This window comes from Streptomyces sp. DSM 40868 (genome assembly GCF_011820545.1).
Lineage (GTDB): Bacteria > Actinomycetota > Actinomycetes > Streptomycetales > Streptomycetaceae > Streptomyces > Streptomyces eurythermus.
The window spans coordinates 4,017,672-4,031,802 of the sequence record NZ_CP050504.1 but is presented as its reverse complement, the minus strand read 5'-3'; the positions used below and the strand labels follow the sequence as shown (position 1 = coordinate 4,031,802).

The following is a 14,131-nucleotide window of genomic DNA, read 5'->3' as shown; positions in this document are numbered from 1 at the left end:
AGAGCGGGTACCGGTGAGCACGGACTATCAGAGGGCGCGCGAGGAACTGGGCCGCAGGCTCAGAGAACTGCGCATCGAAAACCCTGATGGTCGGCTCACCGGTACGGAACTCGCCCAGCGGCTGGGGTGGCCCCAGTCGAAGGTGAGCAAGCTGGAGAACGGCAGGCAGACCCCCACGGTCGAGGATCTCCGCTCGTGGGCCGACGCCACCGGGCAGCCGGCGGCCGGTGACGAGCTGTGTGCCCGCCTCAAGGGCTTCGAGAGCCAGATCCGGTCCTGGCGACGCCAGCTCGCGGCGGGGCACCGCCCTGTTCAGGATTCCTGGAACACCGTCATCTCCAACTCCACGATTGTGCGTGAGTGGGAGACCAGCCTCGTCCCCGGATTGCTCCAGACCGCCGACTACGCCCGACACGTTTTCCAGGGTCACTCGCAGCTCCAGAATTCCCCGCGTGACACGGAGGATGCGGTGCGCGCCCGAATGAAACGGCAGGAGTGGCTGTACCGTCCGGGTAAGCAGTTGCATCTGCTGGTGTGGGAAGGGGCGCTGTGGGCCCGGGTGTGTCCGCCGGACATGTTGGCGGCACAACTGGACCGTCTGCTTGGTGTCGTGGGGATGGACACCGTGCACCTGGGGATTGTGCCTCTTGACGCGAAGCTGGGTCTGAATCCGGCGAACGGGTTCTGCGTCCTGGACGAGCGTCTGGTCGTGGTCGAGGACTGGCACGCCGAACTCTGGCTGGACGACGCCGAAACGATCGCTCTGTATCGCCGCGTGTGGGACACCTTCGCGGAGTCGGCGGTGTTCGGGGCCGAGGCGCAGCAGGTGATCGCCCGGGTGCGGCGGAGTATCAAGGTCTGAGGACGTACGGCCGTACGACGTCATCGGAGGGTTCCCACAAGGGCGTTCGTGCGGGGGCCGGGGTCTGCCAGCACTCCTCGTCGCGGGGGAACGGGAGCCGGTGGCCGGCGGCGCGGAAGCGTTTGGCCCAGCGGCGCCAGCGGGCGTCGTGGGGGTTCGGCAGGCGCCGGGCGTGGGGCTGTGCCGCACCTGTTGTGTTACGGGTGGTCCAGAACATGGGGGGTCTCCGGGAGGGGGAGGGTGAAGCGGGCCCAGACGGTCTTGGTGTACGGCCCCTGCCGATGCCCCCACGCGTCGGCCAACGCGTCCACCAGGGCCAGTCCGCGCCCGCCCTCCTCGTCCAGCCCGGGACAGCGGGGCGAGGGAAGCCGGTCCCGGTCCGGGTCGGAGACCTCCAGGACCAATTCGCAGCGGCAGAGGGCGAGCGTGACCCGGACCCGGGCGTCGGAAACCCGGCAGTGGCTCACGGCGTTGGTGACGAGTTCGTTGGCCGACAGGGTGGCTCGGTCGGCGAGTTCATCGGTGATTCCCCAGTCGGCGAGGGCCTTGCGGACGTAGTGCCGAGCGGTCGGTACGTGCCGCCGGTGCGTGGGGATGTGGAATGTCTCGGTTGAGGGCATGGGCCTGAACGTAGAAATACATGCAGGTTTCTGCAATGGAAATCGAGAAATGTATGCATGAGTTTCACTCGATCGAGTTATGCACGCCCCGCGCGGTCAATCGGTGTGGCAGGGTTTCCGGAAGGAGAGGGGAGATCCCATGCCCGCAGGTGGACGACCGACCGTACGCAGCAGGCGACTTGGCACAGCCCTCAGGCAGTACCGGCAGGCCGCCAAGCTCGACCAGCCCCAGGCCGCCGAGGCGATCGCCACAAGCCAAGCCAGAATCAGCCGCATCGAGAGCGGACATGCCACGCCGCGCGTGATCGAAGTGCGCCTGCTGCTGGACGCGTACGGCATCACTGATGCGGACGTACGCGCCAAACTGGCGGACTTGGCCAAGCACTCCAAGAATCGAGGCTGGTGGCTCGAGCACGCAGAGCATCTTCGGCCTGACTACTTGGACCACATCGCGCTCGAGGACGATGCGACATACATCCGTGAGTGGCAGCCGGTCATGGTGCCAGGACTCCTGCAAACTCCGGCTTACGCGGAAGCCGTCATCGCCGATGGGCCGCACTACATCGAGTCGGAACGCGTCGCCCAGTTGGTGAAGGTGCGGCTCGCACGGCAAGCGAAGATCGAGGAAGGCGGAGCGTCGTACACGGCCATCCTCTGGGAGGCGGTCATCGCCCATCCCTTGATGAACGCGGAGGTCCACCGGGAGCAGCTGGCCGCCATTCTTGAGATCGGAAAGCGGAAGAACGTCACCGTGCAGGTCCTGCCGTTCAGCGCGGGAGCGTTGGCCGGTTACTCGGCTCCCTTCTATTCCTTCAGCTTCGACGAGGAGCCGACGGTCGAGGCAGTCGCCATGGACAATCTGCGGGGCACGTCGGTCCTCGAAGGGCCCGAGGACCTGGCCGCTTACGCCAACGCGTTCGACCTACTACGATCAGCGGCGTTGGCGCCGGAAGCGAGCGCGAAGCTCATCCGGGGCATACTGCGGAGCCTGAAGGAAGAGCCATCGTGACCGAGGTTGTAAGTCCCTTCTGGAAGTCGTCGTACTCGGGTCAGGAGAACGCCTGCGTCGAGGTCGCCGACACGGCTCCCGGCGGCCGAGCCGTCCGCGACAGCAAGCAGCACGACGGCCCCCTTCTCACCGTCTCCCGCGACAGCTGGCACGCCTTCATCCGCCAGTTCGCATAACGGCCCGTACACGCGAAGGGCGCCCGGCAAGCACCGGGCGCCCTTCGCGTCGTACTCAGAAGGTCAGAGCTTCTCGATCACGTAGTCCACGCACTTCGTGAGCGCTTCGACGTCCGCCGGGTCGATCGCCGGGAACATCGCGATGCGCAGCTGGTTGCGGCCGAGCTTGCGGTACGGCTCGGTGTCCACGATGCCGTTCGCGCGCAGCACCTTGGCGACGGCGGCGGCGTCGATCTCGTCGGCGAAGTCGATCGTGCCGATGACCTGGGAGCGCTTGGCCGGGTCGGAAACGAACGGGGTGGCGTACTTGGACTCTTCGGCCCAGGTGTACAGGCGCGTCGAGGAGTCCTTCGTGCGGGCCGTGGACCAGGCGAGGCCGCCCTGGCCGTTGAGCCACTCCAGCTGCTCGTTGAGGAGGAAGAGGGTGGCGAGGGCCGGGGTGTTGTACGTCTGGTTCTTGCGGGAGTTGTCGATCGCCGTCGGGAGCGAGAAGAACTCCGGGATGTGGCGGCCGGAGGCGTGGACGCGCTCGGCGCGCTCGATCGCGGCGGGGGAGAAGACGCCGATCCACAGGCCGCCGTCGGAGGCGAAGGACTTCTGCGGGGCGAAGTAGTAGACGTCGGTCTCGGCGATGTCGACCGGGAGGCCGCCCGCGCCGGAGGTGGCGTCCACGAGGACGAGCGCGCCCTCGTCGGCGCCGGCCACGCGCGTGATCGGCATGGCGACACCGGTGGAGGTCTCGTTGTGGGTGAAGGCGTAGACGTCGACGCCCGCCTCGGCCTGCGGCTCCGGGTGGGTGCCGGGGTCGGCGGCGACGACGGTCGGCTCGGCCAGCCAGGGGGCGAGCTTGGCGGCCTTGGCGAACTTGGAGGAGAACTCGCCGAAGGTGAGGTGCTGTGACTTGTTCTCGATCAGGCCGTGCGTGGCGATGTCCCAGAAGGCGGTGGAGCCGCCGTTGCCGAGGACGACCTCGTAGCCCTCGGGCAGCGAGAACAGCTCGGAGATGCCCTCGCGGACCTTGCCGACCAGGTTCTTGACCGGCGCCTGACGGTGGGAGGTGCCCAGCAGGGACGTGCCGGTGGCGGCGAGGGCGTTCAGCGCCTCGGTCCGCACCTTGGAGGGGCCCGCGCCGAAACGTCCGTCGGCGGGCTTGATGTCAGCGGGAATCTGGATGTCGGCCACGGGAGGAGGTTAGCCGCTGGAAGAAGCCCGGGTGGAGTTCTGTCCGTTCGATGAGACGAGATCACCGGGTCGTGGACTTGTGATGTCGTACGACTATTAGTGCGCACCTGTGGAAAACTTTCGGTGACTGTGCGTGGCCGGATGCATCCTGGACGCATGACGGATCGTGGGGAAGAAGTCGCGGGGGACGTCAGGGACGCGGATGTCGCCGCGCTCGCGGGGGCGCTGCGTAAGGCAGTGCGGGGCGAGGTCGGGTTCGATGTGACCGCCCGGGCACTGGTCACCATGGACGCGTCCAATTACCGGCGGGTCCCGCTGGGCGTCGTGGCCCCGAGGGACGCGGACGACGTGGCCGCCGTGCTGGAGGTGTGCCGGGAGCGCGGGGTGCCGGTGGTGGCGCGCGGCGGCGGCACGTCCATCGCCGGGCAGGCGACCGGCACGGGCGTGGTGCTGGACTTCACCCGGCACATGACCGCCCTGGTGGAGCTGGACCCGGGCAGCCGTACGGCCGTCGTGCAGCCGGGGCTCGTCCTGGACCGGCTCCAGGAGGCCGCCGCACCGCACGGACTGCGGTTCGGCCCCGACCCCTCCACGCACAGCAGGTGCACGCTCGGCGGAATGATCGGCAACAACTCCTGCGGCTCCCACTCGGTCGCCTGGGGCACGACCGCGGACAGCGTGCGGGAGCTGTCCGTGATCACCGCGCGCGGGCGGCGGCTGCGGCTCGGGCAGGGGTGGGCGGGCGCCCCGGACGGGCTGCGCGAGCTGGCCGAGGGCGAGCTGGCGCGGCTGCGGACGGGGTTCCCGGAGTTGCCCCGCCGGATCTCCGGGTACGCGCTGGACGCGCTGCTGCCCGAGAAGGGCGCGGATGTCGCCCGCTCCTTCTGCGGCTCCGAGGGCACCCTCGGCATCCTCACCGAGGCCGTGGTCCGCCTGGTCGACAGCCCCCGCGCGCGGGCGCTGGCCGTGCTGGCGTACGCCGACGAGAGCGCCGCCGCCGAGGCCGCCGCGGGCCTGCTGCCGCTCGGCCCGCTCACGGTGGAGGGCATGGCCGCCGATCTGGTCCCGGCCGGGGCGGGGCTGCCCGGGGGAGGCGCCTGGCTGTTCGTGGAGACCGGCGGAAAGACGGCGGCTGAGGCACGCGCGCGTGCGGAGGAGATCGTGCGCGCGGCCGATGTCGTGGACTCCCTGGTGGTGACCGACCCGGCCGCCCAGCGGAGTCTGTGGCGCATCCGCGAGGACGCGGCGGGCACCGCCACCCGGATGCCCGACGGCTCCGAAGCGTGGCCCGGCTGGGAGGACTGCGCGGTCCCGCCCGCCCGCCTCGGCGGGTACCTCCGCGAGTTCCGCGCGCTGCTGGCCGCCCACGGACTGCGCGGCACGCCGTACGGGCACTTCGGCGACGGCTGCATCCACGTCCGCGTCGACTTCGACCTGCTCACCGAGGCCGGCGTCGGCCGCTTCCGCCGCTTCTCCGAGGAACTGGCCGGCTTGGTCGTGGCCCACGGCGGCTCCCTGTCCGGGGAGCACGGCGACGGCCAGGCCCGCGCGGAACTGCTGCCGCGGATGTACGGCGCCGAGATGGTCGGGCTGTTCGAGCGGGCCAAGGCGGTGTGGGACCCGGACGACCTCCTCAACCCCGGCATGCTGGTCCGCCCGGCCCGGCTGGACGAGAACCTGCGCTTCTCGGTGCTGCCCCGCCGGCCGGTCGACGTGGCCTTCGCCTACCCGTCCGACGGCGGCGACTTCCGCGCGGCCGTCCGCCGCTGCGTCGGTGTGGCCAAGTGCCGTACGACGACCGTCTCCGGCCCGGCCGTGATGTGCCCCTCCTTCCGGGCGACCGGCGAGGAGGAGCACTCCACCCGGGGGCGGGCCCGGCTGCTGCACGAGATGCTCGCGGGCGACCTGGTCACCGACGGCTGGCAGTCGCGGGAAGTCCTGGGCGCCCTCGACCTCTGCCTGTCCTGCAAGGGCTGCCGCTCCGACTGCCCCGCCGGCGTCGACATGGCCACGTACAAGGCCGAGTTCCTGTACCACCACTACGCCGGCCGCCGCCGCCCGGCCGCCCACTACAGCATGGGCCGCCTCCCGGAATGGCTCCGCTGGGCGTCCCGCGCACACCTGGCCCCGCTGCTCAACACGCTGGCCGCCACCCGCCCCTTGGCCGGCCTTGGCAAACACCTGGCCGGAACAGCCCCGGAACGGGACATCCCCCGCCTGGCGCCCCGGACGTTCACCACCTGGTGGCGCAAGCGAAAGCCGACGACGCCGGGTGCGTCGCCGACTGAGAGCGCACCCACTTCCACCCCCGGCGACCTCGTCGTCCTCTGGCCCGACACCTTCACCGAGCACCTCGCGCCGTCCGTCGGCCAGGCCGCCGTCCGCGTACTGGAGGCGGCCGGACTGCGGGTGGCGCTCCCGCCGACGCTGCTGCCGCGCAAGGGGGCGATCGGCGACGGCAGGACCCGCTCGGCCGCCGCGCTGCTCACCGCCCGCCGGGCCCGGGTCTGCTGCGGCCTGACCTACGTCTCCACGGGCCAGCTCGACCGCGCCCGTACGGTACTGCGCCGCACCCTTGACCTGATGGAACCGGTGCTGCGGGCAGGGGCACCGGTCGTCGTCCTGGAACCGAGCTGCGCCGCCGCCCTCCGCACCGACCTTCCGGAACTCCTGCCCGACGACCCGCGGGCCGCCCGGCTGTCCGCCACGGTCCTCACCTTCGCCGAAACCCTGGAGCGGCACGCCCCGCACTGGACCCCGCCCGCCGTGGACCGTCCGGTGGCCGGCCAGACCCACTGCCACCAGCACGCGGTGCTCGGCGACGGCCCGGACCGCCGGCTGCGCGCCGCCGCCGGCCTCACCGGCGAACTGAGCGGCGGCTGCTGCGGCCTGGCGGGCGACTTCGGGTTCGAGAAAGGCCACTTCGACGTCTCCCGGGCCTGTGCGGAGGACCAGCTCCTGCCCTCGGTACGGCAGGCGCCCGAGGACGCGGTGATCCTGGCCGACGGCTTCTCCTGCCGCACCCAGCTGGACCAGCTGGCCGGCGTCCGGGGCCGCCACCTGGCGGAGGTACTGGCGGAGGCCCTGGACCGGGCGGACGGCAGCCGGTGAACGCGGCACGGCTCCCCCTCGGCCGGGAGACCGACCCTCCAGGTCAGTTCCATAAAGGGTTCACACTCCTGACGGAGTCTATTACCCTGGACTCGGTAGTACATGGAGATGTACATGATCTGATCCGATCCAGCACCGGGACCGCCGTGAGCACCGTCAACACCCCCAGCGCCGCGAACTCGACGTCACCGGCGTCCTCCCCGTCACCGGGGGCGCCCGCTCCGCGCAGTCCCGGCCGGCTGACCTCTCTCGGACCGGTCGGGCTGGTGCTGGCCGGCGGGATCTCTGTGCAGTTCGGCGGCGCGCTGGCGGTCACCCTGATGCCCCGGGCGGGGGCGCTGGGCGTGGTGACCCTGCGCCTCGTCGCGGCGGCGGTCGTCCTTCTCATCGTCTGCCGTCCCCGGCTGCGCGGCCACTCGCGCGCCGACTGGGGCACGGTGATCGTCTTCGGCATCACCATGGGCGCGATGAACGGCCTGTTCTACGAGGCGGTGGACCGTATCCCGCTGGGCCCGGCGGTCACCCTCGAAGTCCTCGGCCCGTTGACCCTGTCCGTCCTGGCCTCCTGCCGTGCGCTCAACGCGCTCTGGGCCGGTCTCGCGCTCGCGGGCGTGTTCCTGCTCGGTGGCGGAGGTTTCGGCGATCTGGACCCCGTAGGTGTCGCCTTCGCCCTGGGCGCCGGCGCCATGTGGGCGGCCTACATCGTCTTCAGCGCCCGCACCGGCCGCCGCTTCCCCCAGGCCGACGGCCTGGCCCTGGCCATGGCCGTGGCCGCCCTGCTCTTCCTCCCCCTCGGCATAGCCGAGGCCGGCACGCGCCTGCTGAACCCCACCACCATCGCCCTCGGCTCGGCGGTGGCCCTGCTCTCCTCGGTCCTGCCCTACACCCTCGAACTCCTGGCCCTGCGCCGCCTGCCGGCCTCCACCTTCGCCATCCTGATGAGCCTGGAACCCGCCATCGCCGCCACGGCCGGCTTCCTCGTCCTGGGCCAGTCCCTCCACCCCGCCGAGGCGGCGGCCATCGCCCTGGTCATCGCCGCGAGCATCGGCGCGGTCCGCACCCAGATGGGCCGGGGCAAGGCCGCTCTGCCGGCCGAGGGTCAGTAGACCCCGCCGTCACAGTCCGTAATCGTTCGCCTGCGCACGGGGATCCGCCCTGTGCGAAGGTGGGCTCATGAAGGTCACCGCCCGCGGGCGCGCCGTGCTCGGCGACCCCCGGATCAACCGCGGTACGGCGTTCACCGAGGCGGAGCGCCGGGCCCTGGACCTCGTCGGGCTGGTCCCGCCCCGCGTGCTCACCCAGGACCAGCAGGCCGAGCGCGCCTACGGCCAGTTCCGCGAACAGCCGGACGACCTGGCCAAGAGCGTGAACCTGACCGCGCTGCACGACCGTAACGAGGTGCTGTTCTACCGGCTCGTCGGCGACCACCTCGAAGAGATGCTGCCCATCGTCTACACCCCCACCGTGGGCACGGCGATCCGCCGCTACAGCACCGAGTACCGCCGCCCGCGCGGCATCTACCTCTCCGTGGACGCCCCCGGCGACATCGAACGCTCCCTGCGCGCGAGCGGCCTCGGCGCCGACGACGTCGACCTGATCGTGGCCACCGACGGCGAGGGCATCCTCGGCATCGGGGACTGGGGCGTCGGCGGCATCGACATCGCGGTCGGCAAGCTCGCCGTCTACACCGCCGCCGCCGGCATCGACCCGCGCCGCACCCTGCCCGTCATGCTCGACGTCGGCACCAACCGCCGGGAGCTCCTCGACAACCCCCTCTACCTCGGCAACCGCCACCCCCGCGTCGACCGCGACACGTACGACGCCTTTATCGACGCCTACGTCACCACCGCCACCCGGCTCTTCCCCGGCGCCCTGCTGCACTGGGAGGACTTCGGGAACGCCAACGCCCGGCGCATCCTCGACCACTACCGCGACCGGGTCTGCACCTTCAACGACGACATCCAGGGCACCGGCGCCGTCAACCTCGCCGCCGTCCTGTCCGGGGTGCGCGCGGCCGGCGTGCCCCTGCCCGAGCACCGGATCGTCGTCTTCGGCGCGGGCACCGCCGGCATCGGTGTCGCCGACCAGCTGCGGGACGCCCTGATCGCCGAGGGCCTGTCCGAGGCCGAGGCGCTCGCCCGGTTCTGGTGCGTCGACCGGTACGGCCTGCTCACCGACGATCAGGGCGACCGGCTCAGCGACGTCCAGCGGCCGTACGCCCGCCCCGCCGCCGAGACCGACGGCTGGCACCGGGACGAGGACCTGCCCGGCATCCCGCTGGCCGAAGTGGTCCGCCGGGTCCGCCCGACCGTCCTCATCGGCACCTCCGGCCAGGGCGGCGCGTTCCGCGAGGAGATCGTCCGCGAGATGGCCCGGCACACCGGACGCCCGATCATCCTGCCCATGTCCAACCCGACCGACCTGGCCGAGGCCACCCCCGCCGACCTGCTCGACTGGACCGGCGGCAGGGCACTGGTGGCCACCGGCAGCCCGTTCGCCCCGGTGGAGCGGGACGGCACGACGTACGAGATCGGCCAGGCCAACAACGCGCTGGTCTTCCCCGGCCTCGGACTCGGCACGATCGTCGCCCGCGCCTCCCGCGTCACCGACCGCATGCTGCGCGCGGCCGCCGACGCGGTGGCCCGCCGGACCGCCGACGCGGAGGTCTCCCGGCTGGACGCACCGCTCCTCCCGCCGATCCGCGAGCTGCGCGCCACCTCGGAGGCGGTCGCGGTGGCCGTGGCCCGCGCCGCGGTGGACGAAGGAGTCGCCCGGGCCGACCTGGACGATGTCGAGGCGGCGGTACGGGCGGCCCGCTGGGAGCCGGTCTACCCGCCGCTGGAAGCGGTGTGACGGCGGCGCCCGGAGCGGTAGGACGGCGACCCAATTAATGCAAGCACGCTTGATTGTTTCTGGCGGCGCTGCCATGCTCCCCCCATGGCCGACCCGACGCCCGTCATCGACGACCTGCGTGCCGAGAGTGGTGAACTCGACCTGCTCGTAGCCGAGTTGAGCCCGAAGCAGTGGGAGCTGCCGACTCCCGCGGCCGGCTGGACCGTCGCCCACCAGATCGCGCACCTCGCCTGGACCGACCGCTCCGCACTGCTCGCCGTCACCGACCCCGGTGCCTTCGGGGCACTGGTGGAGAAGGCACTCGCCGCCCCCGCCTCGTTCGTGGACGAGGGGGCCGAGGAGGGCGCCGCGCTCCCGCCGGCCGACCTGCTGGCCGCCTGGCGCGCCGGACGCACCGCCCTCCGCGAGGCACTGCTGGGCGCCCCGCCCGGCGCCCGCTTCCCCTGGTACGGCCCGCCCATGTCGGCAGCCTCCATGGCAACGGCCCGGCTCATGGAGACCTGGGCCCACGGCCAGGACATCGCCGACGCCCTGGGTGTGGTGCGCCCACCCACCGACCGGCTCCGGCATGTGGCCCGGCTCGGGGTACGCACCCGTGACTTCGCCTACGGGGTGCGCGGACTGACCCCGCCGGCCGAGGAGTTCCGGGTCGAACTGCTCGCGCCCTCCGGCGAGGTGTGGACGTACGGCCCGGAGGGCGCCGCGCAGCGCGTCACCGGCCCCGCTCTCGACTTCTGCCTCCTGGTCACCCAGCGTGCCCACCGCGCCGGCCTGGCCCTGACGGCCACGGGCCCGGACGCCGACCGCTGGCTGGACATCGCCCAGGCCTTCGCGGGCCCACCGGGCACCGGCCGCCCGCGCGAGGCGGCCGACGGGCCGGCGCGGGGGACCGGCCGTCCGGCCGAGGAGTCCGGCCGTTCGCCTCAGGGGGCCGGCCGGTGAAACCGCTGCGCATCGGGAACTTCTCCGGCTTCTACGGCGACCGCTCCGACGCCCTGCGCGAGATGCTCACCGGCGGCGAGGTCGATGTCCTCACCGGTGACTACCTGGCCGAACTCACCATGCTCATCCTCGCCCGGGACCGGCTGAAGGACCCGTCCGCCGGATACGCCCGCACCTTCCCGCGCCGGCTGGAGGACTGCCTGGGCCTCGCCCACGAACGCGGCGTACGGATCGTCACCAACGCGGGCGGCCTCAACCCCGCCGGGCTCGCCGGGGAGATACGGCGGCTGGCGGACCGGCTCGGCATCCCGGTGCGGGTCGCGCACGTCGAGGGCGACGACCTGACCGCCGCCTACCCCGGCACCCTCGCCGCCCACGCCTACCTCGGGGGCTTCGGCATCGCCGAGTGCCTGCGGGCGGGCGCCGACGTGGTGGTCACCGGCCGGGTGACCGACGCGGCGCTGGTCACCGGGCCGGCCGCCGCGCACTTCGGCTGGCGGCCCGACGACCACGACCGGCTCGCCGGTGCCGTCGTCGCCGGACACGTGCTGGAGTGCGGTACCCAGGCGACCGGCGGGAACTACGCCTTCTTCGCCGAGGGGGACGTACGCCGGCCCGGCTTCCCGCTCGCCGAGATCCACGCCGACGGCAGCAGCGTGATCACCAAGCACCCCGGCACGGGCGGCTTCGTGGACGTGGGCACGGTCACCGCCCAGCTGCTGTACGAGACCGGCGGCGCCCGGTACGCCGGACCCGATGTCACGGCCCGGCTGGACACCGTACGGCTCGCCCAGGAGGGGACGGACCGGGTGCGGATCGAGGGGGTGCGCGGGGAGGCGCCGCCGCCCACGCTCAAGGTCGGGCTCAACCGGCTCGGCGGCTTCCGCAACGAGGTCGTCTTCGTGCTCACCGGGCTCGACATCGAGGCCAAGGCGGCGCTGGTGCGCGAGCAGCTCGCGGACGCGCTCGCCAAGACGCCGCCCAGCGAGGTGCGCTGGGAGCTGGTGCGCACCGACCGGGCCGACGCGGACACCGAGGAGACGGCCAGCGCGCTGCTGCGGCTCGTCGTACGCGACCCGGACCAGCAGGTCGTGGGGCGCGCGCTGAGCGGGGCCGCGGTGGAGCTGGCACTGGCCAGCTACCCCGGCTTCCATGTGCTGGCCCCACCCGGAAAGGGCGCACCTTATGGGGTCTTCGAGGATGTGTACGTCCCCCATGTGGGCGCCACACACAGGGCCGGCGCTTCCGACGTGGACACCGACCACGTGCCCACCCCCCACGGGCCCGCCCCCCACGTGCCCACCGCCCACGTGCCCACCGCCCACGTGTCCGTCTCCCACGTGGCCGTCCTCCACGACGGCCGCCGTGTCCCCGTACCCCCGCCCCAGGAGACAAGCCCCCTGGCCGCCGTACCGGACCCGCCCCTTCCGGAACCCCTTCCGCCCGGACCGACCCGGCGGGCGCCCCTCGGCCTGGTCGTCGGCGCCCGCAGCGGGGACAAGGGCGGGAACGCCAACGTCGGGGTGTGGGCCCGGTCCGAGGACGCCTGGCGGTGGCTCGCCCACACGCTGACGGCCGACACCTTCCGGAAGTTGATCCCCGAGAGCCGGGACCTGCCCGTCACCCGGCACCTGCTCCCGAACCTGCGCGCCGTCAACTTCGTGGTCGAGGGCATCCTCGGCGCCGGCGTCGCCGCGCAAGCCCGCTTCGACCCGCAGGCCAAGGCCCTCGGCGAATGGCTGCGCTCCCGCCACCTGGACATCCCGGAGGCCCTGCTGTGACGGTCCTGCAGACCGCTGTCGACCCCACCGCCCCCGAGTACCGGGCCCGCCGCGAGGCGATGCTCGCCAAGCTCGCCGACCTGGCGGCCGAGCACGCCAAGGCGCTGGCCGGCGGCGGCGAGAAGTACGTCGCCCGGCACCGGGGGAGGGGGAAGCTGCTCGCCCGTGAGCGGATCGAGCTGCTGCTCGACCCCGACACCCCGTTCCTGGAGCTGTCCCCGCTGGCCGCCTGGGGCAGCGAGTATCCGGTGGGTGCCTCCCTCGTCACCGGGATCGGGGTGGTCGAGGGCGTGGAGTGCCTGATCACCGCAAACGACCCGACCGTGCGCGGCGGCGCCAGCAATCCCTGGAGCCTGAAGAAGGCGCTGCGCGCGAACGACATCGCCCTGGCCAACCGGCTGCCCTGCATCAGCCTGGTGGAGTCGGGAGGCGCCGATCTGCCGTCCCAGAAGGAGATCTTCATCCCCGGCGGGGCGATCTTCCGCGACCTCACCCGGCTGTCCGCCGCGGGCATCCCGACCATCGCCGTCGTCTTCGGCAACTCCACCGCCGGCGGCGCCTACATCCCCGGCATGTCCGACCACGTGATCATGGTCAAGGAGCGGGCGAAGGTGTTCCTCGGCGGGCCGCCGCTGGTGAAGATGGCCACCGGTGAGGAGAGCGACGACGAGTCGCTGGGCGGCGCCGAGATGCACGCGCGCGTGTCGGGCCTCGCCGACTACTTCGCGCTGGACGAGCCGGACGCGCTGCGCCAGGCGCGCCGCGTCGTGGCCCGCCTCAACCACCGCAAGGCGTACCCCGACCCCGGCCCGGCCGAGCCGCCGAAGTACGACCCCGGGGAACTGCTGGGCATCGTCCCGGACGACCTGAAGATCCCGTTCGACCCGCGCGAGGTGATCGCCCGGATCGTGGACGGCTCCGACTTCGACGAGTTCAAGCCGCTGTACGGCACGAGCCTGGTCACCGGCTGGGCCGCCCTGCACGGCTACCCGGTCGGCATCCTGGCCAACGCCCAGGGCGTGCTGTTCAGCGCCGAGTCGCAGAAGGCCGCCCAGTTCATCCAGCTCGCCAACCAGCGCGACATCCCGCTGCTGTTCCTGCACAACACCACCGGCTACATGGTCGGCAAGGAGTACGAGCAGGGCGGGATCATCAAGCACGGCTCGATGATGATCAACGCCGTCTCCAATTCGAAGGTGCCGCACCTCTCGGTGCTCATGGGCGCGTCGTACGGCGCCGGGCACTACGGCATGTGCGGCCGGGCCTACGACCCCCGGTTCCTGTTCGCCTGGCCCAGCGCCAAGTCCGCCGTCATGGGCCCGCAGCAGCTCGCGGGCGTGCTGTCCATTGTCGCCCGGCAGTCGGCGGCGGCCAAGGGGCAGCCGTACGACGAGGAGGCGGACGCGGCCCTGCGCACGATGGTGGAGCAGCAGATCGAGGCCGAGTCGCTGCCGATGTTCCTGTCCGGGCGGCTGTACGACGACGGCGTCATCGACCCGCGCGACACCCGCACCGTCCTCGGCCTGTGCCTGTCCGCCCTGCACACCGCGCCCTACGAGGGCGCGCGCGGCGGCTTCGGCGTCTTCCGGATGTGA

Annotated in this window: 11 protein-coding genes; 9 read left to right on the top strand and 2 right to left on the bottom strand. The window is 72.2% G+C overall.

The features are described from left to right. The first annotated feature begins 13 nt into the window (after window positions 1-13). Window positions 14-862, top strand: a complete 849-nt coding sequence (locus HB370_RS18160) for a helix-turn-helix transcriptional regulator (RefSeq protein WP_030779408.1) — start codon at window positions 14-16, stop codon at window positions 860-862. Window positions 863-1,059: 197 nt separating this feature from the next. On the opposite strand, the gene HB370_RS18155 is transcribed toward HB370_RS18160, so the two are convergent. Continuing rightward, window positions 1,060-1,482: an ATP-binding protein gene (locus tag HB370_RS18155; protein WP_063766417.1), complete on the bottom strand. Its 423-nt coding sequence runs from the start codon at window positions 1,480-1,482 to the stop codon at window positions 1,060-1,062. 139 nt (window positions 1,483-1,621) lie between these two features. Here HB370_RS18155 and HB370_RS18150 point away from each other — a divergent pair, with 139 nt between their 5' ends. Together HB370_RS18150 and HB370_RS18145 are read left to right on the top strand one after the other, a co-directional pair. Beyond that, window positions 1,622-2,491: a helix-turn-helix transcriptional regulator gene (locus HB370_RS18150; protein ID WP_167512995.1), complete on the top strand. Its 870-nt coding sequence runs from the start codon at window positions 1,622-1,624 to the stop codon at window positions 2,489-2,491. Then, window positions 2,488-2,667, top strand: a complete 180-nt coding sequence (locus HB370_RS18145; protein ID WP_030779400.1) for a DUF397 domain-containing protein — start codon at window positions 2,488-2,490, stop codon at window positions 2,665-2,667. Before HB370_RS18150 ends, HB370_RS18145 begins: the two co-directional genes overlap by 4 nt. Before the next feature lie 63 nt (window positions 2,668-2,730). Here the strand turns inward: HB370_RS18145 and serC are convergent, their stop codons facing one another. Continuing rightward, on the bottom strand, window positions 2,731-3,849 hold the full coding sequence (gene serC, locus HB370_RS18140) for a phosphoserine transaminase (RefSeq protein WP_030779397.1): 1,119 nt from the start codon (window positions 3,847-3,849) through the stop codon (window positions 2,731-2,733). A gap of 156 nt (window positions 3,850-4,005) precedes the next feature. Between serC and HB370_RS18135 the strand changes: the two genes are divergently transcribed. From HB370_RS18135 to HB370_RS18110, 6 genes are all read left to right on the top strand, one after another. Beyond that, complete coding sequence (locus HB370_RS18135; RefSeq protein WP_063766416.1) at window positions 4,006-6,960, top strand: FAD-binding and (Fe-S)-binding domain-containing protein; 2,955 nt, start codon at window positions 4,006-4,008, stop codon at window positions 6,958-6,960. Window positions 6,961-7,106: 146 nt separating this feature from the next. Beyond that, window positions 7,107-8,066, top strand: a complete 960-nt coding sequence (locus HB370_RS18130; RefSeq protein WP_030779389.1) for an EamA family transporter — start codon at window positions 7,107-7,109, stop codon at window positions 8,064-8,066. A gap of 67 nt (window positions 8,067-8,133) precedes the next feature. After that, window positions 8,134-9,813: an NAD-dependent malic enzyme gene (locus HB370_RS18125; protein WP_030779386.1), complete on the top strand. Its 1,680-nt coding sequence runs from the start codon at window positions 8,134-8,136 to the stop codon at window positions 9,811-9,813. 84 nt (window positions 9,814-9,897) lie between these two features. Then, complete coding sequence (locus tag HB370_RS18120; RefSeq protein WP_078637439.1) at window positions 9,898-10,755, top strand: TIGR03084 family metal-binding protein; 858 nt, start codon at window positions 9,898-9,900, stop codon at window positions 10,753-10,755. After that, window positions 10,752-12,536, top strand: a complete 1,785-nt coding sequence (locus tag HB370_RS18115) for an acyclic terpene utilization AtuA family protein (protein ID WP_167512994.1) — start codon at window positions 10,752-10,754, stop codon at window positions 12,534-12,536. The genes HB370_RS18120 and HB370_RS18115 overlap by 4 nt, the downstream gene beginning before the upstream one ends. Then, complete coding sequence (locus HB370_RS18110; RefSeq protein ID WP_030779377.1) at window positions 12,533-14,131, top strand: carboxyl transferase domain-containing protein; 1,599 nt, start codon at window positions 12,533-12,535, stop codon at window positions 14,129-14,131. The genes HB370_RS18115 and HB370_RS18110 overlap by 4 nt, the downstream gene beginning before the upstream one ends.